The organism is Anoxybacillus dikiliensis (assembly GCF_050613275.1).
Lineage (GTDB): Bacteria > Bacillota > Bacilli > Bacillales > Anoxybacillaceae > Anoxybacillus.
On record NZ_CP187112.1, the window covers coordinates 1,753,431 to 1,776,305 of the forward strand.

General features: G+C 42.1%; 28 protein-coding genes and 2 pseudogenes. 12 read left to right on the forward strand and 18 right to left on the reverse strand.

Annotated elements, in window-relative coordinates:
• Positions 1–90: 90 nt before the first annotated feature.
• From ACPF7I_RS09250 to ACPF7I_RS09260, 3 genes are all read right to left on the reverse strand, one after another.
• Positions 91–543 (reverse strand): Fur family transcriptional regulator, encoded by a 453-nt coding sequence (locus ACPF7I_RS09250; protein ID WP_429630992.1) that lies wholly within the window; start codon positions 541–543, stop codon positions 91–93.
• Between the two features lie 104 nt (positions 544–647).
• Complete coding sequence (gene spoIIM, locus ACPF7I_RS09255) at positions 648–1,292, reverse strand: stage II sporulation protein M (RefSeq protein ID WP_430743680.1); 645 nt, start codon at positions 1,290–1,292, stop codon at positions 648–650.
• 83 nt (positions 1,293–1,375) lie between these two features.
• Positions 1,376–1,915, reverse strand: coding sequence for an NUDIX hydrolase (locus ACPF7I_RS09260; RefSeq protein WP_430745921.1), 540 nt, complete (start codon positions 1,913–1,915; stop codon positions 1,376–1,378).
• Between the two features lie 97 nt (positions 1,916–2,012).
• Here ACPF7I_RS09260 and ACPF7I_RS09265 point away from each other — a divergent pair, with 97 nt between their 5' ends.
• The gene (locus ACPF7I_RS09265) at positions 2,013–2,927 is read left to right on the forward strand and encodes an aldo/keto reductase (RefSeq protein WP_430743678.1); all 915 of its coding nucleotides are present in this window, start codon (positions 2,013–2,015) and stop codon (positions 2,925–2,927) included.
• Between the two features lie 20 nt (positions 2,928–2,947).
• Here ACPF7I_RS09265 and ACPF7I_RS09270 read toward each other — a convergent pair whose 3' ends face one another.
• Entirely contained in the window at positions 2,948–3,148 is a 201-nt protein-coding gene (locus ACPF7I_RS09270; protein WP_430743676.1) for a YqkE family protein, read from the reverse strand.
• Positions 3,149–3,342: 194 nt separating this feature from the next.
• Positions 3,343–3,582 (reverse strand): DUF2552 family protein, encoded by a 240-nt coding sequence (locus ACPF7I_RS09275; protein WP_003394331.1) that lies wholly within the window; start codon positions 3,580–3,582, stop codon positions 3,343–3,345.
• A 154-nt stretch (positions 3,583–3,736) separates the two neighbouring features.
• Between ACPF7I_RS09275 and ACPF7I_RS09280 the strand changes: the two genes are divergently transcribed.
• The gene (locus ACPF7I_RS09280) at positions 3,737–3,943 is read left to right on the forward strand and encodes a CDGSH iron-sulfur domain-containing protein (RefSeq protein WP_430743674.1); all 207 of its coding nucleotides are present in this window, start codon (positions 3,737–3,739) and stop codon (positions 3,941–3,943) included.
• 31 nt (positions 3,944–3,974) lie between these two features.
• On the opposite strand, the gene ACPF7I_RS09285 is transcribed toward ACPF7I_RS09280, so the two are convergent.
• Genes ACPF7I_RS09285 through ACPF7I_RS09295 form a run of 3 tightly spaced genes read right to left on the reverse strand, consistent with a single transcriptional unit; the run spans position 3,975 to position 6,033 of the window.
• Positions 3,975–4,289, reverse strand: a complete 315-nt coding sequence (locus tag ACPF7I_RS09285; protein ID WP_430745920.1) for an iron-sulfur cluster biosynthesis family protein — start codon at positions 4,287–4,289, stop codon at positions 3,975–3,977.
• Positions 4,290–4,303: 14 nt separating this feature from the next.
• Positions 4,304–5,089 carry an SDR family NAD(P)-dependent oxidoreductase gene (locus tag ACPF7I_RS09290; protein WP_430743673.1) on the reverse strand — a complete coding sequence of 262 codons (786 nt, stop codon included), beginning with the start codon at positions 5,087–5,089 and terminating at the stop codon, positions 4,304–4,306.
• Positions 5,086–6,033 (reverse strand): MBL fold metallo-hydrolase, encoded by a 948-nt coding sequence (locus tag ACPF7I_RS09295; RefSeq protein WP_430743671.1) that lies wholly within the window; start codon positions 6,031–6,033, stop codon positions 5,086–5,088. The genes ACPF7I_RS09290 and ACPF7I_RS09295 overlap by 4 nt, the downstream gene beginning before the upstream one ends.
• A gap of 438 nt (positions 6,034–6,471) precedes the next feature.
• Between ACPF7I_RS09295 and proI the strand changes: the two genes are divergently transcribed.
• The 7 genes and pseudogenes from proI to ACPF7I_RS09330 all read left to right on the forward strand — a co-directional run bounded on the left by proI (position 6,472) and on the right by ACPF7I_RS09330 (position 10,781).
• A complete protein-coding gene (proI, locus tag ACPF7I_RS09300) occupies positions 6,472–7,293 on the forward strand; it encodes a pyrroline-5-carboxylate reductase ProI (protein ID WP_430743670.1) in 822 nt (273 codons plus the stop codon).
• 72 nt (positions 7,294–7,365) lie between these two features.
• Positions 7,366–8,367: an NADPH dehydrogenase NamA gene (namA, locus tag ACPF7I_RS09305; RefSeq protein WP_430743668.1), complete on the forward strand. Its 1,002-nt coding sequence runs from the start codon at positions 7,366–7,368 to the stop codon at positions 8,365–8,367.
• 386 nt (positions 8,368–8,753) lie between these two features.
• Positions 8,754–8,945, forward strand: a pseudogene (locus ACPF7I_RS09310) (IS607 family transposase); the annotation flags it as partial.
• Positions 8,929–9,246 carry a helix-turn-helix domain-containing protein gene (locus ACPF7I_RS09315; protein WP_430743666.1) on the forward strand — a complete coding sequence of 106 codons (318 nt, stop codon included), beginning with the start codon at positions 8,929–8,931 and terminating at the stop codon, positions 9,244–9,246. The pseudogene ACPF7I_RS09310 and the gene ACPF7I_RS09315, both read left to right, overlap by 17 nt.
• Positions 9,247–9,306: 60 nt before the next feature.
• Positions 9,307–9,648, forward strand: coding sequence for a transposase (locus tag ACPF7I_RS09320; protein ID WP_430743664.1), 342 nt, complete (start codon positions 9,307–9,309; stop codon positions 9,646–9,648).
• Positions 9,649–9,873: 225 nt separating this feature from the next.
• Positions 9,874–9,942 (forward strand): annotated as a pseudogene (locus ACPF7I_RS09325) (DNA-binding protein); the annotation flags it as partial.
• A gap of 92 nt (positions 9,943–10,034) precedes the next feature.
• Positions 10,035–10,781, forward strand: a complete 747-nt coding sequence (locus tag ACPF7I_RS09330; protein WP_431018958.1) for an IS630 family transposase — start codon at positions 10,035–10,037, stop codon at positions 10,779–10,781.
• Between the two features lie 77 nt (positions 10,782–10,858).
• On the opposite strand, the gene ACPF7I_RS09335 is transcribed toward ACPF7I_RS09330, so the two are convergent.
• From ACPF7I_RS09335 to rnz, 3 genes are all read right to left on the reverse strand, one after another.
• On the reverse strand, positions 10,859–11,326 hold the full coding sequence (locus ACPF7I_RS09335) for an SMI1/KNR4 family protein (protein WP_144597891.1): 468 nt from the start codon (positions 11,324–11,326) through the stop codon (positions 10,859–10,861).
• A 16-nt stretch (positions 11,327–11,342) separates the two neighbouring features.
• Entirely contained in the window at positions 11,343–12,533 is a 1,191-nt protein-coding gene (locus tag ACPF7I_RS09340; RefSeq protein ID WP_430743658.1) for an HNH/ENDO VII family nuclease, read from the reverse strand.
• Between the two features lie 217 nt (positions 12,534–12,750).
• Positions 12,751–13,683: a ribonuclease Z gene (gene rnz / locus ACPF7I_RS09345; protein WP_430743656.1), complete on the reverse strand. Its 933-nt coding sequence runs from the start codon at positions 13,681–13,683 to the stop codon at positions 12,751–12,753.
• A gap of 119 nt (positions 13,684–13,802) precedes the next feature.
• On the opposite strand from rnz, the gene zwf reads away from it, so the two are divergent.
• On the forward strand, positions 13,803–15,290 hold the full coding sequence (zwf, locus tag ACPF7I_RS09350; RefSeq protein ID WP_430743655.1) for a glucose-6-phosphate dehydrogenase: 1,488 nt from the start codon (positions 13,803–13,805) through the stop codon (positions 15,288–15,290).
• A gap of 13 nt (positions 15,291–15,303) precedes the next feature.
• On the forward strand, positions 15,304–15,915 hold the full coding sequence (locus ACPF7I_RS09355) for a cyclase family protein (protein WP_430743653.1): 612 nt from the start codon (positions 15,304–15,306) through the stop codon (positions 15,913–15,915).
• Between the two features lie 39 nt (positions 15,916–15,954).
• On the opposite strand, the gene gndA is transcribed toward ACPF7I_RS09355, so the two are convergent.
• The 5 genes from gndA to mce all read right to left on the reverse strand — a co-directional run bounded on the left by gndA (position 15,955) and on the right by mce (position 21,103).
• Positions 15,955–17,364: an NADP-dependent phosphogluconate dehydrogenase gene (gene gndA / locus ACPF7I_RS09360; protein WP_430743651.1), complete on the reverse strand. Its 1,410-nt coding sequence runs from the start codon at positions 17,362–17,364 to the stop codon at positions 15,955–15,957.
• Between the two features lie 65 nt (positions 17,365–17,429).
• Positions 17,430–17,897, reverse strand: coding sequence for a chemotaxis protein CheW (locus ACPF7I_RS09365; protein ID WP_430743649.1), 468 nt, complete (start codon positions 17,895–17,897; stop codon positions 17,430–17,432).
• Between the two features lie 4 nt (positions 17,898–17,901).
• Positions 17,902–19,026, reverse strand: coding sequence for a M20/M25/M40 family metallo-hydrolase (locus ACPF7I_RS09370; protein ID WP_430743648.1), 1,125 nt, complete (start codon positions 19,024–19,026; stop codon positions 17,902–17,904).
• A gap of 116 nt (positions 19,027–19,142) precedes the next feature.
• A complete protein-coding gene (locus ACPF7I_RS09375; protein WP_430745919.1) occupies positions 19,143–20,693 on the reverse strand; it encodes an acyl-CoA carboxylase subunit beta in 1,551 nt (516 codons plus the stop codon).
• Positions 20,690–21,103, reverse strand: coding sequence for a methylmalonyl-CoA epimerase (gene mce / locus ACPF7I_RS09380; RefSeq protein WP_430743646.1), 414 nt, complete (start codon positions 21,101–21,103; stop codon positions 20,690–20,692). The genes ACPF7I_RS09375 and mce overlap by 4 nt, the downstream gene beginning before the upstream one ends.
• 142 nt (positions 21,104–21,245) lie before the next feature.
• On the opposite strand from mce, the gene prli42 reads away from it, so the two are divergent.
• Entirely contained in the window at positions 21,246–21,341 is a 96-nt protein-coding gene (gene prli42, locus ACPF7I_RS09385) for a stressosome-associated protein Prli42 (protein ID WP_430743644.1), read from the forward strand.
• A 30-nt stretch (positions 21,342–21,371) separates the two neighbouring features.
• On the opposite strand, the gene ACPF7I_RS09390 is transcribed toward prli42, so the two are convergent.
• Both ACPF7I_RS09390 and ACPF7I_RS09395 read right to left on the reverse strand, forming a co-directional pair.
• Entirely contained in the window at positions 21,372–21,875 is a 504-nt protein-coding gene (locus ACPF7I_RS09390) for a L,D-transpeptidase (protein ID WP_430745918.1), read from the reverse strand.
• A 50-nt stretch (positions 21,876–21,925) separates the two neighbouring features.
• Positions 21,926–22,864 carry an aromatic acid exporter family protein gene (locus ACPF7I_RS09395; protein WP_430745917.1) on the reverse strand — a complete coding sequence of 313 codons (939 nt, stop codon included), beginning with the start codon at positions 22,862–22,864 and terminating at the stop codon, positions 21,926–21,928.
• Between the last annotated feature and the right edge of the window lie 11 nt (positions 22,865–22,875).

The window sequence follows — 22,875 nt, forward strand, 5'->3', positions numbered from 1 at the left end:
ACCTCCGTAAACTGTCATATAGTAAGAGGATATGCCTGTTTGATTGCATTTTATACATAAATGAAAAAACCTTTTCATAGACGAAAAGGTTTACTGTTGTTCATGTTTATCTTGACAACGATGACAAATGCCGTGAAATGTTAGACGATGATCTTTAATTTTAAAATTCCAATCTCGTTCTACAATCGCTTCGACATCTTCTAATAAATCTTCTTGAATTTCATCGACCGCCCCGCATTCAATACACACTAAATGGTGATGAAAATGCGCCGCACCTTCCTTACGAAGATCGTAGCGGGAAACGCCATCCCCGAAGTTAATTTTATCGACAATTTTTAACTCTGTTAATAGCTCCAGCGTGCGATACACGGTAGCTAGGCCAATTTCAGGTGCTTTTTCTTTCACGAGGAGGTAAACATCTTCCGCGCTTAAATGATCTTCCTCATGTTCAAGCAACACGCGTACCGTCGCTTCCCGTTGCGGCGTTAATTTATAGCTTGCGGCATGCAATTGTTTTTTAATTCGTTCAAGGCGACTTTCCATTTTCATTCCCTCCCTCGTTACTCATTCTCATTATAACAAAAGAAAGGAACGTGTCAAAATAAAATGATTATAAACTGATAAATAAAATGATTATTAAATAATAATTATTTTTCTATTAATTGTACAACTTCTTTCATGAGTAACGGGGATACATATGCTTCAACCGATGAGGCAAATGCTAGAGCGATGCTGAATGACAGCATAATAAACGTGTAGCGAAGCATCGCTCGAAAAATTGGTTCGGACGTTCGTTTCACAAACTGATGGCGAATCATTTTTAAAGAAAACGAAATCGATATCGCTGCCATCATAATAAAAATAGGAACGAGAATAATATTTTGTGGGACGACAGAGACGAAAGCTAACAAAAATCCGTTCCATCCCATTTGATTAACTAAAAATCCAACAGTAAAACCGACAACAAGTCCTTTTAAAAATAATAAAATTAAAATAAGTGGCAACCCTACGAGCGACATCGCCAAAATCCACATGAGCCCAATATATTTTACATTTTGCAAAAAGCTTTCTTTCCACGCATCATGCGCACTCGCCATATTGCCTGCGGAAACTTGTCCAAAAAAATTCGTTAAATAATAATATAAGTCTTGTTTTTGACTGAAACTTAAACTATTGACAACAATCGCGCCAAAAACAACGCCCATCACAAAAAGAACGACGGTAAACACATATGTCGTATAATGCTCTTGTACATGCCGCCCCCATGTTGTCGTCCATGATCGCTTTCTCATCGCTCCATCCTCCTACACGTTCTGTTACTACATTGTATGGGAAAAGGAGCGCGATATGACAAAAAGCGGTCGCGATGACCGCTTTACGCCTGCAATTGCCAATATAAAAGCGCATAAATCGTTTTTGCGTCATAAATTTGTTTTTCTTCGACCATGTTTAGTGCTTCTTCTAGCGTCACTTCAAGCACATCGACAAACTCGTCATCATCAAGCATTTGCTTTTCGCTTTTTTTCGTTAATCCTTTCGCAAGAAATATATGTACTAATTCATCTGCAAAACCCGGCGATGTGTAAAAAGAGTGAAGTGGTTCCATTTTTTCACATACATATCCTGTTTCTTCTTCTAGCTCGCGCTTTGCTGTTTCAAGCGGTGCCTCTCCTTTTTCAAGCTTTCCGGCTGGAATTTCAACAAGCACGCGCTCTAACGCCTTTCGATATTGGCGAACGAGCACAATTTTATTTTCTTCTGTGATCGCAAGCACCGCAACCGCTCCAGGATGTTTGACAATTTCACGCTTGCTCGTCTCCCCATTTGGCAACAACACATCTTCTACATATACGTCAATCACTTTCCCAGAAAATATACGCTTTTGATTTATCGTTTTTTCATATAAATGATCCATCATTTCACCACCAAATTATTTTTCCTCTTCATTGTACTACATGAGCAAAGACAAATGGAAAACTTATTCGTTATAATGATTAAAAAGGAGTGATGACATGAAAAAACGGAAACTTGGACATTCCAACTTATATGTAAGTGAAATTGGCTTTGGCTGCATGTCGCTCGGTACGTCGGAAAGCGAGGCCATTCGCATCATTCATGAAGCGATCGATCAAGGAGTAAACTACTTCGATACAGCCGATTTATATGATCGTGGGGTAAATGAAGAAATTGTTGGTAAAGCATTAAGAGGAAAACGACATGATGTCATCATTGCAACGAAAGTAGGGAATCGTTGGACGGAACAAGGAAACGGCTGGACGTGGGATCCGTCAAAAGCATACATAAAAGAAGCTGTGAAACATAGCTTGCGACGATTACAAACGGATTATATTGATGTATATCAACTACATGGGGGGACAATTGATGATCCGGTCGATGAAACAATTGAGGCGTTTGAGGAGTTGCAACAAGAGGGAATTATCCGTTATTACGGCATTTCCTCGATGCGTCCAAACGTCATTCGCGAATATGTGAAGCGATCGCGCATCGTTTCTGTCATGATGCCGTATAGTTTACTTGATCGCCGCGCTGAAGAATGGTTTCCGCTTTTAAAACAACATCACATTAGCGTCATTGCACGCGGACCGCTCGCTAAAGGGTTGTTAACTGAACGATCGATTGACCAGGCAAGCGATGAAACGAAACAAAATGGCTATGTCGATTATTCGTTTGCCGAGTTAGTGACGCTCATTCCAAAATTAAAAGCTGTTGCCCCAAATGAAACGCTTACCGCGATTGCCCTTCGTTTTTGTTTAGCTCATGACGCCGTAGCAACAATCGTTCCCGGCGCAAGCCGATTATCACAACTGATCGAAAACGTCGCTGCCCAATCTGTGACATTAAGCGATGAACAAATGACTGCACTAAAGCAACTAACAAAACAAACGATTTTCACCGCTCATCGGTAACCGAGGGTGTTCGCCCTCGGTTATTTAAATTTTCGCCAATCTAAGTCACTTTCTTCTAACCATTCAGCAAACGTTTTATTTTTCTCGCGCTTACGTGCTTCTTCTTTGCGCTTTGCTTCCTCTTCTTCTTTTCGTTTCTGTTCTTTTTCTTGGAGTTCCTTTTGTTTTTGTTTTAACTGCTCAATCAGTTGCTCATTTAATCGCTCTTTTAGCATAAACATCTCCTTCTTTCTCCAAACTAATCATGACTAAAACGTAAAGGAGTGAACTTTTATGGCAAAAAATAAAAGCCAAAAAGGAAAGCCGACAGCTGATACCGTCCGTCCGATCATAGCAAAAGAAGAATTAGAAAAAGCCATTCATCCGACAAAACGGCAAAACTCCCCGCAATAAGCAGGAGGGCATCCCGCCCTCCTTATAAAATATCAGTAATATTGGGCATATGTTGTTCGATCCAAGCGAGCGCTTCATCTAACTGCACGAACGATTGTGTTTCAAATGTCATCTCATCTTGCAGCAACCAGACGTCGCGCTCATCATTTGAAAATCCTGCAACAGACCAATGAAGCAAGCTATATGGGTGGTTATTGTACAAAAACGACACCCACGTTTTTTCTTTTACTATTTTCCGAAGACGATTTACTTGATCGTTCACAACTATCACTCTTTCTATGTCAATTACGTATACATTCTTATTTTAACTCAATATCGGAAAATAAGAAAAGGGCACTTCCAAAACAAAATAAGTTGCGATCTTTATAATAACGAGATAGTATATACGATATAAGGTATACAAGGAGGTGGAATATATGGCGAAAGTGCAAATTAAAGTGATGGATAATGGCTCGTTTCGTGTAACCGGCGATGTCGAATTAATTGATATGGAAGGAAACAAGTTTGAAACAAAAGAAACGTTTTCTCTCTGTCGTTGTGGGCTCTCACAAAGCATGCCGTTTTGTGATGGAGTCCATAAAGGTAAATTTGAATCGGTCGTTCGCGCGCCGAAAAACGAATAAGCCCGGCTTTTATTCCGGGCTTTTTTATTTTTTAGCGCTCAACCAGCGACATGCGCGGATTCAATATTTGATTTGGACTTTTTAATTGAAAACATCCTGCTCCATCGACAACGTCAAGCGTCATTTGATCATCGAAAAAAATGAGCTGATGTTTTTCCATCCAAATGGGCACATCGTTTGTTTCGATCGCTACATCATGCTCATCTAGTTTATCGATGAGCAACAAAACAGGCACTCCATTTACGGCACATCCGCAACCATCTGTATCGTATATGAGTTTCACATGTTTATTTCCTTGAACACGACGAAGATGTTCAATCGCTCGTTTTGTCAATGTCACGTTCATCATTTCAACCTCTCTTACTTTTTTAAAAATGCTTGTTTGCCGATTTTTTCAATGAGCGATGGAAATAGTTGATATATACGGCTTCCCATATGCATCCAAAACGGCAAGTTCACTTCGCGCGTAGGGGTAAGCATCACATCAACGATGCGCTTTGCGACAAATTCCGGGCGAAGCATCCATCGCTTTACGTTTTTTACATATTCCCCAGACGTATCAGCAACGGTAAAAAAGTTCGTTTCGATTGGTCCAGGGTTTACAGCCGTCACATAAATGCCATACATGGACGCTTCCATTCGTAAACTATTTGTAAATCCGAGCACAGCATGTTTTGTCGCCGCATATACGCTCGATTTTGGCGTGGCAATTTTTCCGGCTTGCGATGCGATATTAATAATATGACCCGATCGTTTTTCCATCATATGCGCATACACTTTTTTCGTACAAGCGATCAATCCGAGCACATTGACATCAAACATTTGTTTCGCTTCCGAAAGATCAATCTGTTCGACATATCGAAATACGCCGAAACCAGCATTATTGACAAGAATATGGACATCGATCGAGGTGAGCAAGCGATCAAATACATCGTCTACTTCTTTGACGTTACTAACATCTAATTGCTCATATAGGCAAGAAATACTGTACGTTTGTTCAATCTGTTGCGCAATTTGCGCTAGCTTTTCTTTTGAACGTGCGAGCAATACAGGTATTCCTCCGCGTTTAGCTACTTCGTATGCGATTTGTTCACCGATGCCACTCGATGCTCCTGTAATAACAACGTATTTCCCTTTCAGTTTCATGATCTCACCGCTTCGTACATATATATTTGATCATCTTTTTCTTTTTTCACTGCACCTATCGCCTCTAAATAGTCCAGTTGGCCAATCGTTTCAGACATCGTCAACAAAAACTCTCGCTCATATACAGTCGGAAAAAGCGCCCGACATACGTCAAATGCCGTCATCGGCTTTTCACTTAACAATTGCCATACATATAGTGCACGCTCTTTTTGTTTTTCAAGCCGCTTTTCGACAAGTGATGCAACATCCGTCACATCTTCCCCATGCCCCGTAACAATTGTTGTAATGTCGTAATCCAGTAGCTTTTTTAATGAATCGTTATATTGCAAAAGTGGTTTTGGGCGCTCTTGTTCACCGACCGCAGGCGGCTCTAACAACGGATTAGATGAAATCGCAGCTAACAAATGATCTCCTCCGATCATCAATCCATCTGCTTCACGATATAATACAATATGACTTTGCGCATGACCTGGCGTTTCGATAACCGTCCAACCTTCAATCATATCCCCTTCTTTCACTTCTTGAGTGAGCGAGCGCTCGCACGAAAAACGGAGAGAGCGCCGAAAGTTTCCGAGTTTGGCGATCCATTCTTCCCTAATTCCACATTCAATTAAAAATTGCTCAAAATATTGTTGATGCCACGCAAAAAAAGCGGCATCTTTCGCAATCCAAGGCGCAGCTTTGCGATGGCCAATAACGGGAAGCGACGGCGGTAAATAATCGAGCAAACCGACGTGATCTGGATGATGATGTGTAATGATGACTTGCTCAATATCTTCCGGTTCATAACCGAGTTCGCGTAATTCACGAACGAAAACGTTCCATGCTTCCTCCGTTTTCACCCCGGCATCAACGAGCGTTAATCGCTCTCCTTCAAGAATATACATATTCACATCTCCAACGGCAAATGGCGTTGGAACGACAATGCGATGCAACTGTTCCATTTTTTTCGGCTCCTTCATTATATCATCATAATTTTCCGTCTCGTCTGTTTATCAGTTTACACTTATTTTTTTCGTTTGTCATTTATTTTTATTTATTTATTAAAAAATTCAGAAAATAATTAGGTGAAACCTATTGACAACACGCTCGTTTTTCGTGCATAATTGCAAACAAATCATATATGTGCGAAGCGATGAATAGGGCCAGTACATGATAAATGGTAACAAGAGAGTGAAACCCATAGGCTGAAAGGTTTCATTACCCTCTTTATCATGGAACCTACCCTATGAGCAGTTAGGCAAACCTAACCGTCTTGCCGACGATATCGGCATAAGAGGTGGGCACATTGTGCCAACAAAGGTGGTACCGCGGAAATAAAGACCTTTCCGTCCTTTATCGGACGAAAGGTCTTTTTATTTTGGAGACGAGGAGGAGAAAAAATGACGATCACATTTCTCGGTGCAGGGTCGATGGCAGAAGCGCTCATTTCGGGAGTTATACAAACGCTATATGAGCCAAAACAAATGATCGTAACGAATCGCTCGCGCGTGGAACGACTAACGTATATGCAACAAACGTATGGGGTGCGAACGGAAACGAATAAAGAACAAGCAGTAAAAGAAGCCAATATTATCATTTTAGCCATGAAACCAAAAGATGTTGCGGAAAGTCTTACGCCAATCGCACATGCTTTTTGTGAACAACAACTTATTATTTCATTGCTTGCGGGGGTGACGACGGATACGATTGCATCGCTCATCGGAAAACAAATGCCGGTCATTCGTGCCATGCCAAATACATCGGCGGCAATCGGACAATCCGCCACAGCATTAGCGCAAGGGGCATACGCAACGGAAGAACATATGCGCATCGCAAAAACGTTATTTGAAACGGTCGGGATTGTGACGATTGTTGATGAAAAGCATTTACACGCCGTGACAGGGCTATCGGGTAGTGGACCGGCGTACGTTTACTATTTAGTCGAAGCGATGGAAAAAGCGGCCGATGAAATCGGGCTTGATCACGATATTGCAAAAGAGCTCATTTTACAAACGATTATCGGTGCCGCCCATATGTTAAAAGCGTCGAACAAACATCCTTCCATTTTACGAAAAGAAGTCACAAGCCCAGGGGGAACAACGGAAGCAGGCATCGGCGTGCTCGAGCAATACCGCTATCAAGAAGCAATGATTGCTTGCATTAAACGAGCAACTGAACGATCAAAAGAACTTGGTGAAGCACTGCTTTCTTCCGTTCAATAGTGCAAATTGTTTTTGTTTTCCAAATACCCATGGTATCATTTGTGATGAAACATACTGTGGGAGGGATTAGACATGTTATTTTCACCATATACCATTCGGGATGTTACCTTTAAAAACCGCATCGTCATGTCGCCGATGTGCATGTATGCGTGTGATCGTGAAGACGGAACGGTACACAACTGGCATCTCATTCATTATGCAACGCGGGCTGTCGGGCAAGTCGGACTTATTATTGTCGAGGCGACGGCAGTTACACCACAAGGGAGAATTTCGGCACGCGATTTAGGCATTTGGAGCGACGACCATATAAGTGGATTGCATACGCTCACGACGCTCGTTCATGAACAAGGAGCCAAAATTGGCATTCAGCTTGCCCATGCCGGGCGGAAAGCGACCGTTTCTGGGGAAATCATTGCTCCTTCCCCTATTCCGTTTGATGATAACATGCGTACACCAAAAGAAATGACAAAAACGGAAATTGAAGAAACGATTCACGCCTTTCAGCAAGGGGCGCGGCGGGCAAAGGAAGCTAATTTTGACGTCATTGAAATTCATGCTGCGCATGGCTATTTAATCAACGAGTTTTTATCGCCGCTCACAAACAAACGAACAGACGAATACGGTGGAGAAAACCGCTACCGTTTTTTAAGCGAAGTCATTGAAGCAGTCAGAGAAGTGTGGGACGGTCCGCTATTTGTGCGCATTTCTGCTCACGATTACCATTCAGACGGGTTAACAGTCAATGATTACATTGACTATGCTAAACGGATGAAAGCGCAAGGCGTTGATTTGATCGATGTAAGCTCTGGCGCCGTCGTTCCGGCAAAAATTGATGCATACCCTGGCTACCAAGTGCCGTTTGCTGAAACGATTCGCCGTGAAGCAAATGTGCCGACAGGAGCCGTTGGGCTCATTACGTCAGGGTTACAGGCGGAAGAAATGTTACGGAACGGGCGCGCTGATCTTGTTTTTATCGGGCGCGAGCTTCTTCGCAACCCATATTGGCCAAAAACAGCTGCGAACGAACTCGGCATATCGCTTGAAGCGCCAAAGCCATATGTTAGAGGCTGGTAAATAAAACACACGCTTAGATCGTTGACTGTCTTCTTTAACTTTGGGAAAATTTATCATGAGATCGTGCAGATAAGAGGGGATTAAACAGTTGAAATAAATTTATAAAATTTCGTAAAAATCTATATACAATTGGCTCTTCACCAAAAGTTGTACTTGATTTTTTCATAACATACCTTATTTATACATCCAAGAAAGAACAGGGAACAAATGATTTTTTGCATACACTTGTTCAGAGAAGTGTACCGTCTGTCAAGTACATGTTGTGGTGATGAACCATACAATTTACAAAACTATGATGTAATTGTATATAGATGTAATGATTATGAAATACTACGGCATAGGACAATTTGCCAAGCTGATAGGGAAAACAGAGCAAACGTTAAGAAATAGAAAGTATTTGTAAAAAATACAGAACTGCCATTGAGGTAATAGACAGCACCGAAAAAACAGAGGAGCAAGAATTAGTTGAAGATTTCATTCAAATAATCACAGTGTTTAGCTGTAAATTGCAAGGAAAAAGAGCGAATAAAGCCAAGAAAATGATTCAGGAGTTGGTAAAAGATGATCAAGACTTATAAGGTCATGCTTTTGCCAAACAATAAGCAAAGAACAAAGCTATTTCAGTGTGCAGGCGTATCCCTCTGGGCATATAGTTGGACGTTGGCTACACAACAAGAAAACTACAAAAATGGCGGAACGTTTTTAAACGATAATAAGTTAAGGAAAACGTTGACGCAGTTAAAAAAGCAAAAAGAATATGCTTGGCTTAATCATTATTCAAACAATATAACAAAACAAGCGATTAAAGATGCTTGCCAAGCGTATAAAAACTTCTTCGAAGGCAGGACAGGGTTTCCAAAATTTAAGTCAAAAAAGTGAAGCAAACCAAGTTTTTATCAAGATACGGAAAAAATAAAAATCACAAAAACGCATGTGAAATTGGAAAAGTTAACGACTTCGAAGAAAAAGAATAAGCAAAAATTCAACTATGTTAAGTTAGCTGAAAAAGACAGAATACCAACAGGAAGCAATATAAAATACTTCAACCCAAGAATCACGTTTGACGGAATAAATTGGTGGCTTACTATTGGAGTTGAAGAAGTTGAAAACAAAAACCAAAATTATAATGACGGCATAGGCATAGATTTAGGGGTAAAAGATTTAGCCGTTGTCAGCAATGGACAGAAGTTTAGCAATATAAACAAATCAAAAAAAGTGAAGAAGTTGGAGAAAAGACTTAAAAGGCTACAACGTAAACTATATACATGCACTTTAAGATGATGACTTCTGTATGAACACCTTTTTCCATGGTTATACTGCTCCTAAATACCCACGTATAAAAGGAGCGGAAAGGACATGAAACGTCTTAAAATGACAAATGATCACGGTTGGACACCTCGAACACTTCGGAAACAAGAACGGAAAATCAAAGATGCTTCTCTTCGCGTTCGGGTGACTGCCGTTCGTCTCGTCATGGAAGGGTTTCTTGGAAAAGATGTCGCCAAAATGATCAATCCGTGCCGTCAATCAGTTACACTTTATGTGGCACGTTTTAATGAAGGTGGGCTCGATCATTTACTCGATCGCCGCTTGCCACCGGGTCGCGTGCCTTTTCTCACGGAAGAACAACAACAAGAGATCAGACAACTCGTGTTCACCACCCCCCTGTGGATGTCGGCTGGGGCATTTCTTCGTCATGGAACACACGTATATTGCAATCTTACATCCAACAAACTTATGGCGTTTCGATGTCACGGGAAGGCATCCGAAAGTTATTGCATCGTCTTCGCTTGTCATGGACACGCCCGATCTATAAGCTCGTCAAAGGCGATCCGGTACTTCAAGCATCCTTTGAAAAAGAACTCGAGTTTATAAAAAAACGAATCACGGACGAAATCGTTCTTCTTCATGCCGATGAGACGCATGTTCGCGCCTATCAAGCGCTTCGTACGACATGGGCAGAAGTAGGGAATCAAAAACAAGTCCCGAGCTACGGTCACCACGCTCACGTGTCCATTTTTGGCGCAGTCGACGTGCAACAAGGGGACGTCGTGTTTCATCGTGCTTCATCTGCCAATGCCGAGACGTTTCTAGACTTTTTACATCTGTTGAAAGAGAAATATGCGAATCGATTCATCGTGCTTGTGTTGGACAACGCGTGTATTCATTATGCCAAAATGGTGCGAACGTTCCTTGATAGCCAAGAAGGTGCTACTTTTCACTTTATCTTTTTGCCACCGTATTCCCCACAGTTAAACCCTATTGAACGGCTATGGAAGTGGCTAAAAGATGAAGTCATCGCCAACGTCTTGCATAGGGATCAAAAAGACATCGCCCAGTCGATTACTCGGTTTGAACAGCACGTCTTACAGCACCCAGATGAGGTGTTACGCCGCATCGGGTGTGCTGCGTGAATCAAAGGTTAAAATGCCAATTTGGATGTATATAATAAAAACCTCGAAAGGCTTATAGCCAATCGAGGTAATATAGGTTATAGCTCACGTTTAACTAAATCTAATAAGAAATCCCCGAAATCATTTGCAATTATTTCATACTTTTGTTTGTCTAAGTCAACTCCTGGAAAAAATGAAACAACCTTGGGTTCATTATTATCAATCTTGTTAAAGTCTAAGCAAAAAACTTCATCACTTCCTGTATCGTGAATTATTAATAAATTATTTGGCAAATTACTCTCTCTTCTCTCTGTTAAAGTATACCATATTGCATCTGGAACTGAAGAATTTTCAAAATCGCTACTAATTATCCCGAAAATCTCTTGAGAACCAAAGTTACCCGCACCAAAAGACAACAGAAAATCCAAATATGAACCTGTGAACTTTAACCCAAGTTTTTCTTCTGCTTGAATAATTAATTCTCTTGAGCGGGGACCCACAAAATCACTTAGTTCTGCATTAGACAAAATAATTTTTTTAGCTTGATTATATGCTTCCATACTCATATTTTCCCTCCTCGAACTATTTAAAATCACTAACTCTATCTTTCCAATAATCTTTGCGCCATTTATCAAATTCATTCCTGTTAATCCCACTAGGGATAGTATTAGGATTAATGTGGATTATCTTACTATTTTCTTTGTGAAATGTTTGTGTAACCTCAGCAATAGAACTTTCATTTCTTTGTGTCATGTGATGGAGATTTATAGGCTTTCCATCTGAACCTAACGGTGCTAACCCCTTTTCCATTCTTTCAAGGTTAGTTCTACCACGCGCATCTTTCATATATGGGTCTATAATATCATTTCTCTGATAAACTTTCACGTTCTTATATACGGTTGTCTTATTCCAATATTTATAACCATTACCCGTACCCTTAATAATACTCACAGCCTGATCTAATTTTTTCGGATCGACATCAAATGCTTTCTTAATGGCATTTGTTACTTTTGCAATGCTCTTTAGATCACCTAGTCCAGGAATAAAACCAATTAACGCTTCAGCCACATCTTTTGCATCGGATTTCGGATTGTTCAACACTTGATATAAGCGATAAGCATCTTTGATCGTGCCTATCCCCGGGACAACATCGGTCAGCGCATCGATCAGTTCCTTTGTTGCAGACCATCCTTTGTCACTTTTGTTTTTTGAAACCGTGTATATGTTCTGTGACATATTATGACCGATGACAGCACGAACATCTTCTCCCATACTGTAAAAAGATAGCTGAATTTGCCGAATTAATGCTTCTTCTTTTACTTTCTTTACATCGTTTGATTTTTGTGCTTGTTGAGACGCTTCTTGAACTTCTTTTCTCATTTGCACCGTGTCTTTTTCTGATAGTTTGAACGCAGCCTGGAGCGCATCTTTAATGCTCTTTACAGGGTTATAGAGCGCGGTTTCTGTTTGATTTCCTAAATTTCTTGAGGCTTCCCTTTTGATAAAATCAATAGGTTTATAAACTGTATTTCCAATCGTGTTTCTCACTGGATTAATCGCTGCGATCGATGTAGATGATTCATATGCCTTTCGTGCTCCTTGACTAATATGTACGGTGTCTTTTGAAATGGATGTTTGGCTCGATTTAGCTGAGCTATTTTGTGGATGGTTGACTTTTTCTATTTTTGGTGCCGTATTTGTCACATGAGTATTCACTGTACTTGAATAACTACTGCGTGTCATCACAGCACTGATCGATTTTGAAATCGGCATACTTCTCACCTTTCACACATTTTCTTGTCTCTTGCATCCATTACAATTATTATAAATAATTGAACATTTTTTTCGATATTTTTTATTCGACATTTTTCTATTTCAATCGACATTCCAAAATTGTTCTGAACAAGAAAAAAATCTTATGTCGGACGTACTGTACGACCATTATGAGTCTTCGTAAGGAGCTGGTCTGTATCATCGACCAGCCCTTTTTTTATTCCGCGCTTTTTTTCAGAACTGGAAACGATGAAAAATCGAAAGCAAGCGCAACATTCGGAAAAATGGTTTTCGCTTCTTCAACGAGCTTGTCACACATCTCCCCTTGATAACGGGAACTAATATGTGTCAAAATGAGTTGCTTCACTTCCGCCCGTTTCGCGACTTCTGCTGCTTGCCACGTCGTTGAATGATAGTAATCATGCGCTAAATGCGCTTCTTCTGCGCTAAATGTCGCCTCATGAACGAGCACATCTGCTCGTTTCGCAAGTTCAATGCTCGCCTCACAATAACGCGTATCTCCCATAATCACAACAATGCGTCCTTTTTTCGGTTGGGCAACAAATTCACGACCATCAAGGACTGTTCCATCTTCTAACACGACGGTCTCTCCGCGCTTAATTTGTTGGTAAATAGGCCCTGGCCTCACACCGCGAGCGAGCAGTCGATCGACGAGCAACGTGCCCGGTAAATCTTTTTCAACGATTCGGAAACCGTATGAAGGCAGACCGTGATCGAGCAATTTTGCTGTAACAACAAACTGTTCGTCTTCGAATATGACCCCTTCTGTAAATTCTTCAACGTACAAATCATATTTCAGCCGTGTGCCGCTAATCGTTAGAGCGGTTTCAATAAAAGCTCGAATACCTGCTGGCCCGTAAACGACGAGCGGCGTTTCTCCTCCTTGAAATGAGCGACTACCAAGCAATCCAGGCAAACCGAATATGTGATCACCGTGTAAATGGCTAATGAAAATGCGCTCAATTCGTCTTGGGCGAATAGACGTATGTAAAATCTGATGTTGCGTCGCTTCACCGCAGTCGAATAACCATGTCGCTCCTCTTTCTTCTAATAACTGAAGAGCAACCGCCGATACGTTTCTCCCTTTCGACGGGACACCAGAGCCCGTTCCTAAAAACAATAATTCCACGCTACAAACTCCTCTCTTTTCTTTAGTCGGATAAAACATTTGCGTTTACCACAATAAACCTCTAAAATTACATTATCATGAACCTTTCAAAAAATGAATAAAAGTGAGGTATATGGTCCGTGAATGACGTACAACCAAAAGCGACAATTGTTATTTTTGGCGCGACTGGCGACTTAGCAAAACGCAAACTATTTCCATCCATTTATAAACTTTATCAAAAAGGAAAGCTGTCTGAACAGTTTGCTGTTGTCGGTGTTGCCCGTCGCCCCCATACAGACGAATCGTTTCGTCATTACGTAAAAGAAACGATTGAAGAAGCGACAAAACAAGAATTAATAGATGATCCATTTATTTCTCATTTTTACTATCATTCATTAGATGCGACAAATACAAAGTCATACGAACAATTAAATGAATTATTAACGCGTGTGGAACAACAATTTCATATTCCGGGCAATCGCATTTTTTACTTAGCGATGGCACCTGAGTTTTTCGGAACAATTACGTCGCATTTAAAATCCGAAGGGCTGACGGCCACAAACGGCTGGACGCGATTAGTCATTGAAAAACCGTTCGGACACGATTTGCAAAGCGCACAAAAATTAAATGAAGAAATTCGACAATCGTTTTCTGAGGAACAAATTTTCCGAATTGACCATTATCTCGGAAAAGAAATGGTCCAAAACATCGAGGTCATTCGCTTTGCGAACGCCATTTTTGAACCGCTCTGGAATAACCGCTTTATCGCCAATATTCAGATTACATCAAGCGAAACGCTTGGGGTGGAAGATCGCGGCCGCTACTATGACCATTCTGGTGCGCTTCGCGATATGGTGCAAAACCATATGCTACAAATGGTCGCGTTGCTAGCGATGGAGCCGCCAATTAAGCTGACAACGGACGACATTCGCAGTGAAAAAGTGAAAGTGCTCCGTGCGCTTCGTCCAATGACGCATGATGATGTCGACAAATATTTCGTACGTGGGCAATACGGGCGCGGCATCGTACGTGGGCAACAAGTCGTCGGATATCGTGAAGAACATAGCGTCGATCCACATTCTAATACGGAAACGTTTGTCGCAGGGAAACTAATGATCGACAACTTCCGCTGGGCAGGAGTTCCGTTTTACATACGAACAGGAAAACGAATGACCGAAAAATCAACGAAAATTGTTGTGCAATTTAAAGACGTACCGATGAATTTATATTATCGTACGAGCGAATACGTTCATCCGAATTTGCTCGTCATCCATATTCAACCAGATGAAGGAATTACGCTTCATTTAAATGCGAAGAAAAGCGGCGAAAGCATGAAAACGACGCCGATTAAGCTTGATTACTGCAACAATTGCATCGACGGCATCAATACACCAGAAGCGTATGAAAAATTGCTATATGACTGCATGCGCGGCGATGCGACAAACTTTACGCACTGGGACGAAGTCGCTGCGTCATGGAGCTTTATCGACCCGATTTCTGAAGTATGGGAAAATACAAAAGCGGTTGACTTCCCGAACTACGAAGCTGGCTCGATGGGACCGAAGAAAGCGGATGAACTATTGCAAAAAGATGGCTTCCACTGGTGGTCACTAAATGGAACAATGTAAGGAGGAACGAAACATGAAACTATACGATGTCACCGCTCCAATTTTTGAAGGGATGCCTGTGTATAAAAATAAGCCGGAAAAACAACCGAAACTAACGACCGTCACGAACGATTATGTCACCGAATCGCGCATCGATATGGATGTGCATACCGGTACGCATATCGACGCACCGCTTCATATGGTAAAAGACGGGGAAACGTTTGAAACGATTCCGCTTGAAAAACTTGTCGGTTACTGCAAAGTATTAGACGTCACAAACGTCAATGATCGCATTACAAAAGAAGATCTCATTCATTTTGATATTCAAGAAAATGATTTTATCTTATTTAAAACAAAAAATTCATTCGACGATGCCTTTAACTTTGAATTTATTTACGTTGCCGAAGATGCGGCAGCGTACTTAGCCGAAAAACGCATTCGTGGCGTCGGTATTGATGCCCTCGGCGTCGAACGCAACCAAGCGGGACACCCAACACATAAAACGTTATTCGGTCACGGCATTATCGTCATCGAAGGGCTTCGCCTAAAAGACGTTCCAGCAGGCGAATATTGGATGGTCGCCGCTCCGCTTAAACTCGTCGGCACTGACGCTGCTCCAGCGCGTGTATTGTTATTTGAACAATAATAAGTACCCCCTAGAGTCTCTTGCTCTAGGGGGGTTGTTTTATCTCAACCATTCCGTATGGAACACGCCTTCTTTGTCGATGCGTTCGTATGTGTGCGCACCGAAGTAGTCGCGTTGGGCTTGGATCAAGTTCGCTGGCAATGTGTCCATTCGATAGCTGTCGTAGTATGCTAGTGCGCTTGCGAACGCCGGAACCGGGATACCGCGCATCGCTGCCGTTGCGACGATTTCGCGAAGCGATTGTTGATAGTTTTCAACGATGTCTTTAAAGTATGGGTCAAGCAATAAGTTAGAAAGCGCTGGATCGCGGTCGTACGCCTCCTTAATTTTTTGTAAAAATTGCGCACGAATGATGCAACCGCCACGGAAAATCATCGCGATATTGCCGTATTGCAAATTCCAGTTGTATTCTTCCGATGCAGCTTTCATTTGCGCAAAGCCTTGGGCGTACGAGCAAATTTTGCTCATGTAAAGCGCGCGGCGAACGGCTTCAATGAAGTGCGCACGATCGCCTTCGTACGGCTTCACAGCTGGGCCTGCTAATAGCTTGCTTGCTTTCACGCGCTCTTCTTTCATGGCGGAAATAAAGCGAGCAAATACCGATTCCGTAATAATTGGAAGCGGAACGCCTAAATCGAGCGCGTTTTGGCTCGTCCATTTTCCCGTTCCTTTTTGCCCTGCTTTGTCTAAAATAACATCAACAAGCGGCTTGCCTGTTTCTTCATCGATTTTTGTAAAAATATCTGCCGTAATTTCGATTAAATAGCTGTCCAATTCCCCTTTATTCCACTCGGCAAATACTTTATGAAGCTCTTGGGCGTTTAAGCCAAGCACATGTTTTAATAAAAAGTATGCCTCGGCAATTAATTGCATATCGCCATATTCAATGCCGTTATGCACCATTTTTACGTAATGGCCGGCACCGTCTGGACCGATATATGTTGTGCATGGCTCGCCATCGACTTTTGCCGCAATCGCTTCAAAAATCGGACGGACGAGTTCATGCGCTTCTTTTTGTCCCCCCGGCATAATGGAAGGACCTTTTAACGCCCCTTCTTCTCCACCAGAAACGCCTGTCCCGATAAAATGGATACCAAGTTCAGCAAGTTCTTTATTGCGGCGTTGTGTATCTTTAAAATACGTATTGCCGCCATCAATCACAATATCACCTTTTTCTAAATGCGGCTTTAGTTGTTCGATCGTTGCGTCTGTTGCCGCGCCTGCTTTTACCATTAATAAAATTTTGCGCGGCTTCTCAAGCGCGTGAACAAACTCTTCAATGCTGTATGTACCAACGATGTTTTTTCCTTCTGCTTCCTTTAAAAATTCATCTGTTTTTTCACGGGAACGGTTATATACAGCAACGGAATATCCTCGGCTTTCAATATTGAGCGCCAAGTTTTTTCCCATGACTGCTAAACCGATCACACCAATTTGTTGTTTCGCCATAGCAAACGTTCCTTTCTATATTTTGATTGTTCAAAAAAGAACATACCATAATCATCTTTTCTCGTTCAAGTGTTCTGTTTCTCATTCTTTATATGTTCTTTAATCGCACTTGACCCTTCTAAATGATCGAACAATATTGTCGGGTCAATGACGGTAATCAGCCGATCAGGCAAATTCGCAATGCCGATGAAATATGGCGTTTGTTGATAAGCGAGCATATTGACTTGCTTCATCATATGTGATGGGATATCAATAATTTCTTTTGCATCGTCTACAATAAACGCGACACGTACATCGTCTGTATGCACAATGATGAGGCGCGTTTTTTCTGTTTCCGTATATGGACGGCGATATAAAATTTGCGACGTATCAAGCACAGGAACGAGTTCGCCGCGAATGCGCACAACACCGAGCATATACGAAGGCATTCCCGGAATGATCGTCGGATGGCTCATTTTTTCGATGGAAACAACATGTTCAACCGGAATGGCATATTGTTCATTCGCAAGTTGAAAAACGACGACTTTCTCCATCGTTTCACCCCCTTGTCGCTACTTCCTCAATAATGGCAAGCACCATCTCCGTTGCTTTGACAAGTTCTTCAATTGGCATCCGTTCATTTGTTGTGTGAATGTCTTCATAACCGATCGCTAAGTTAACAGTTGGAATGCCAAATCCTGCAATGACATTCGCATCACTACCGCCACCGCTACGCAACAGCTCATGCGGGCGACCAATTTTTTCAGCCGCTCGCTTCGCTACTTCAACAACGTGATCCCCGTTTCCGAATTTAAATCCTGGATACATCACTTCGACGTGAACATCTGCTCGGCCGCCCATTTCCTCCGCTACTCGCTCAAACGCTTCTTTCATTTTTGCCACTTGCGCTTCCATTTTTTCTGGAACGAGCGAACGTGCCTCCGCTAAAATATCAACACGATCGCAAACGATATTCGTCTGTGTTCCACCTTCAAAACGGCCGATGTTTGCGGTTGTTTCTTCATCGATGCGACCAAGCGGCATTTGTGCAATCGCTTTCGCTGCGATTGTAATGGCTGATACTCCCCGTTCTGGTGCAACACCCGCATGAGCCGTCTTTCCGTGAACAGTCACTTTCAACTTTGCTTGTGTCGGAGCAGCGACGATAATTTGTCCAACTTTTCCATCGCTATCTAGCGCATACCCAAATTTCGCTTGAATGAGCGACGGATCAAGCGCCTTCGCCCCAACGAGCCCGGACTCTTCTCCAACGGTAATAATAAATTGAATTGTGCCGTGCGCGATTTGTTTTTCTTTTAATACTCGAATCGCTTCAAACATGGCGGCAAGCCCTGCTTTATCGTCCGCTCCTAAAATCGTTGTCCCATCTGTCACAATATATCCATCTTGAATCGACGGCTTCACCCCTTTGCCTGGCACAACCGTATCCATGTGTGATGTGAAGTAAATCGGATCGACCCCTTCTTTTGTCGCAGGCAATGTGCAAATTAAGTTTCCTGCCCCATGCCCTGTTTGCGCTGTCGTATCATCTTCAATCACGTGTAAACCGAGCGCTTCAAACTTCGCTTTCAGCACATCTGCAATGTCACGTTCATATTTTGTTTCGGAATCAATTTGTACAAGCTCTAAAAATTCATCAACTAAACGTTGCTCATTGACCATTATGCATCCTCCTATGTATGTACTCACTTTTAAGTATAACGGATTTTTCCCTCGTTTGCGAAATGTACGATTATTTTTCCAAAAACATATACCGCCAAACAGATGGCGGTATATGTTTACAACGGAATATTTCCATGTTTCTTTTTCGGACGTTCTTCCTGTTTATGGCGAAGCATATCGAGCGCTTGAACGAGCTTAATTCTCGTGTCGCGCGGGTCAATCACGTCATCGACCATACCGTACTTGGCTGCAACATATGGATTCGCAAACTTATCGCGGTATTCTTCAATTTTTTGCGCTCTCGTTTCTTCTGGGTTTGGACTATTTTCAATGTCGCTTGCGAAAATAATGTTCGCTGCCCCTTGCGGACCCATCACAGCAATTTCTGCATTTGGCCATGCGTATACAACATCTGCTCCGATCGATTTACTATTTAACGCAACGTATGCTCCACCATATGCTTTTCGTAAAATGACCGTAATTTTTGGCACCGTCGCTTCTGAATACGCATATAAAATTTTCGCCCCATGGCGAATGATGCCTCCGTGTTCTTGTTTGACTCCTGGGAAAAATCCCGTCACATCTTCAAATGTAATGATCGGAATATTAAACGAGTCGCAAAAGCGAATAAAGCGCGCCGCTTTATCCGATGAGTCAATATCAAGCCCCCCGGCCATAAACTTCGGCTGGTTGCATACAAGTCCGACAACTTCCCCTTTTATGCGGGCAAAACCGATGACAATATTTTTCGCAAAATCTTTTTGTACTTCCATAAACGATCCTTCGTCAACGACTTGCAACACGACGTTTCGGACATCGTATGGACGCACCGCATCAATTGGAATAGCATCCGCTAAATCGGGACGGTAATCACTTTTCTCTGGTGCAGGTGCAACGGGCGGCTTTTCTTGACAATTTTGTGGAAGATAGCTGAATAGCCGTCGCACTTGGGCAAGTACGTCTTCTTCTGTCGCTCCTGAAAAATGAGCATTTCCGCTAATCGTATTATGAACACGCGCGCCGCCTAAATCTTCTGCACTAATTTTTTCTCCTGTCACCGTTTCAATTACTTTCGGTCCAGTAATAAACATTTGGCTCGTTTTTTCGACCATGAATACAAAATCCGTAATCGCTGGGGAATAGACAGCCCCTCCTGCACACGGACCCATGATAACTGAAATTTGTGGAACGACGCCCGAATAAATCGAGTTTCGGTAAAAAATATGGCCGTATCCATCAAGCGACAACACGCCTTCTTGAATGCGCGCACCACCAGAATCGTTTAATCCGATGATCGGAGCGCCTGTTTTCGCTGCTAAATCCATAATATTCGCAATTTTTTTCGCATGCATCTCTCCAAGCGCTCCACCGAATACAGTAAAGTCTTGCGAAAAGACAAACACTGTTCGCCCATCGATTTTCCCGTATCCTGTGACAACGCCGTCACCCGGACCTTTTTTCCCCGCTAATCCAAAGTCGGTGCAACGATGTTCAATAAACGGATTTAACTCAACGAACGTCCCTTCATCTAATAAAAGATCGATGCGCTCTCTTGCCGTTAATTTCCCCTTTTCGTGTTGCTTTGCAATTTTATCGTCGCCACCACCGAGTTCAATTTCGCGGCGGCGGTCATATAACTCGTTTATTTTATCGTACATGTCCATTATTGCCCACCGACCTTTTCACAAAGCTCATATAACACGCCGCGGGCTGACTTCGGATGCATAAAAGCGATGCGTGCACCGCCTGCACCGCGCTTCGGTTGCTCGTGAATCATACGAATGCCGTTATTTTTTAACTCCTCGATGCGCTGTTCGATATGATCAACCCCAAGCGCGACATGATGAATGCCTTCGCCTCGCTTTTCAATAAAAGAAGCAATTGGGCTATGTTCAGAGAGCGGCTCAAGCAGTTCAAGCTTGACATCGCCAACTTTTAAAAACGCTACTCGGACTTGTTCCGATTCGACCGTTTCAATGCCGACACAAGGCAATCCAAGCGTATCCGTATAAAACGGCAACACCTCATCTAACGATTTGACTGCAATGCCAATATGATCGACTTTTTTTACTTCCATGACCCCCACCCCTTTGTTGTTCTCGGTTGCAAACCATCTGTGTATTTCGACATCTTTTTTCTTTTTCCTTCTTTTTTTGCATGTTTTCGTGCTTGTTTGTTAAACAACATGTTTGTACAATAGGAAGCAAGAGGTGAAGAACATGCGTTCAAAAAAAGTGCAAAAAATTGTTGTTTATTTAATGCTCGGCTCGATGCTTTTGACTTCTTTGCTCGCTGGATTAAGCATGTGGATATAGAACAAGCTGACCATTTTCGGCCAGCTTGTTCTATTTAAGTGCTCCATACTTTTTACCGAGCTGTTGAAATGATTGACTTGTTTTCACGATTGCTACCTTCGTTCCGAGCGGCACGTTCGGGTATAGCGCCTCGACATCTCGATTATGCATGCGTACACATCCTTCTGTCATATACTTTCCAATCGATGACGGTCGATTCGTTCCATGAATCCCATACGTTCGTCCATCTGTCCCGTGCGCATCAAACCCAATCCATCGCGTGCCAAGCGGGTTATTTGGCGCGCCTCCTGGGATGTTTTTTTTCCGATAGTACGGATTGACCGCTTTTACCGTAACCGTAAATAATCCTTCTGGTGTGAGCGCATTCGTCTTTCCTGTCGCTACTGGGTATATACGTTCAATTTTGCCATGACGAATAAAAGCAAGTTGATTCGTTTGTTTGTTAACAATAATCATTGGATCACCAACGCGCGGATTATCTCCAAGCGGCCAAAGCGGCGAAATAAGGAGAAAGAAAGCAAACAAAAGCGGCATCATCTCACCCTTTTTCAATTATTGTGCGTAAAAAGGGGGCGATCATACCGTTACAATTGACTTTTGATGATTAAATATTGTTCCATCTCTTTCACAAAATGCAAAAGAGCAGCCCGTTGTTCAAATTCCTCACGCGTCTTTGGGAGCGGCATTTGTTGAAACTGTTTTTTCATCGCTTCAAGTTGCTGAATAAAACGATCCGCTGTATTTCCCGGGTGAATCGCATCGCTTAGTTCATCGATAAAATCGGCAATCATATTGCGCTGTTCGACGGTGTACGTCATCGAGCTAATAAGTGGCAACATGCGCTCAATAATTTCAAATTGCTTCTCGCGCATTCGAAAATACCGATAATAATAATCTTCATTGCGTAAAAAATGATTTTCAATATTTTGCAACGCAAGCGCCTTCGCTTGCTTTAACGTATCGCCCACTAACGCAATTTCTTTTCCGTCCCATAAACTTTCATTCGTCCGTAAATAATGGACAATTTCTTTAAAAATAATACGGAATAAATCTTCTACAATACGCTGATACTCTTTCAAATCTTTTTCGACACTTGGCATGTACATATTCACAAGTAGTGCGATGCCAATACCAATAACAATGAGCATCAGTTCATTATATAAAAGTTGCCACGTCATCGCTTTCGCCATATATACGTGCAAAATAATGACTGCGCTCGTTGCAATTCCTTCCGTCACTTTCCATGAGACGGTCGTTGGAATAAAAAATAAAAGCAATAAAGCAATGGAGAGCGGATGATAACCAAGTCCTTCAAAGAACAAAAACGAAAACAACAATCCGATTAAACATGCAATGAAGCGAGCACGCGCTGTTTGCAACGACTTTTTTTTCGTCACTTGGATACAAAGCAGCGTAATGATACCAGCAGAAGCAAAATTCTCAAGATGTAACGACTGAGCAATAGCAATTGCAGCTGCTGTTCCAATAGCTGTTTTCGTTGTTCTATATCCAATTTTTAACATTAATATCACAC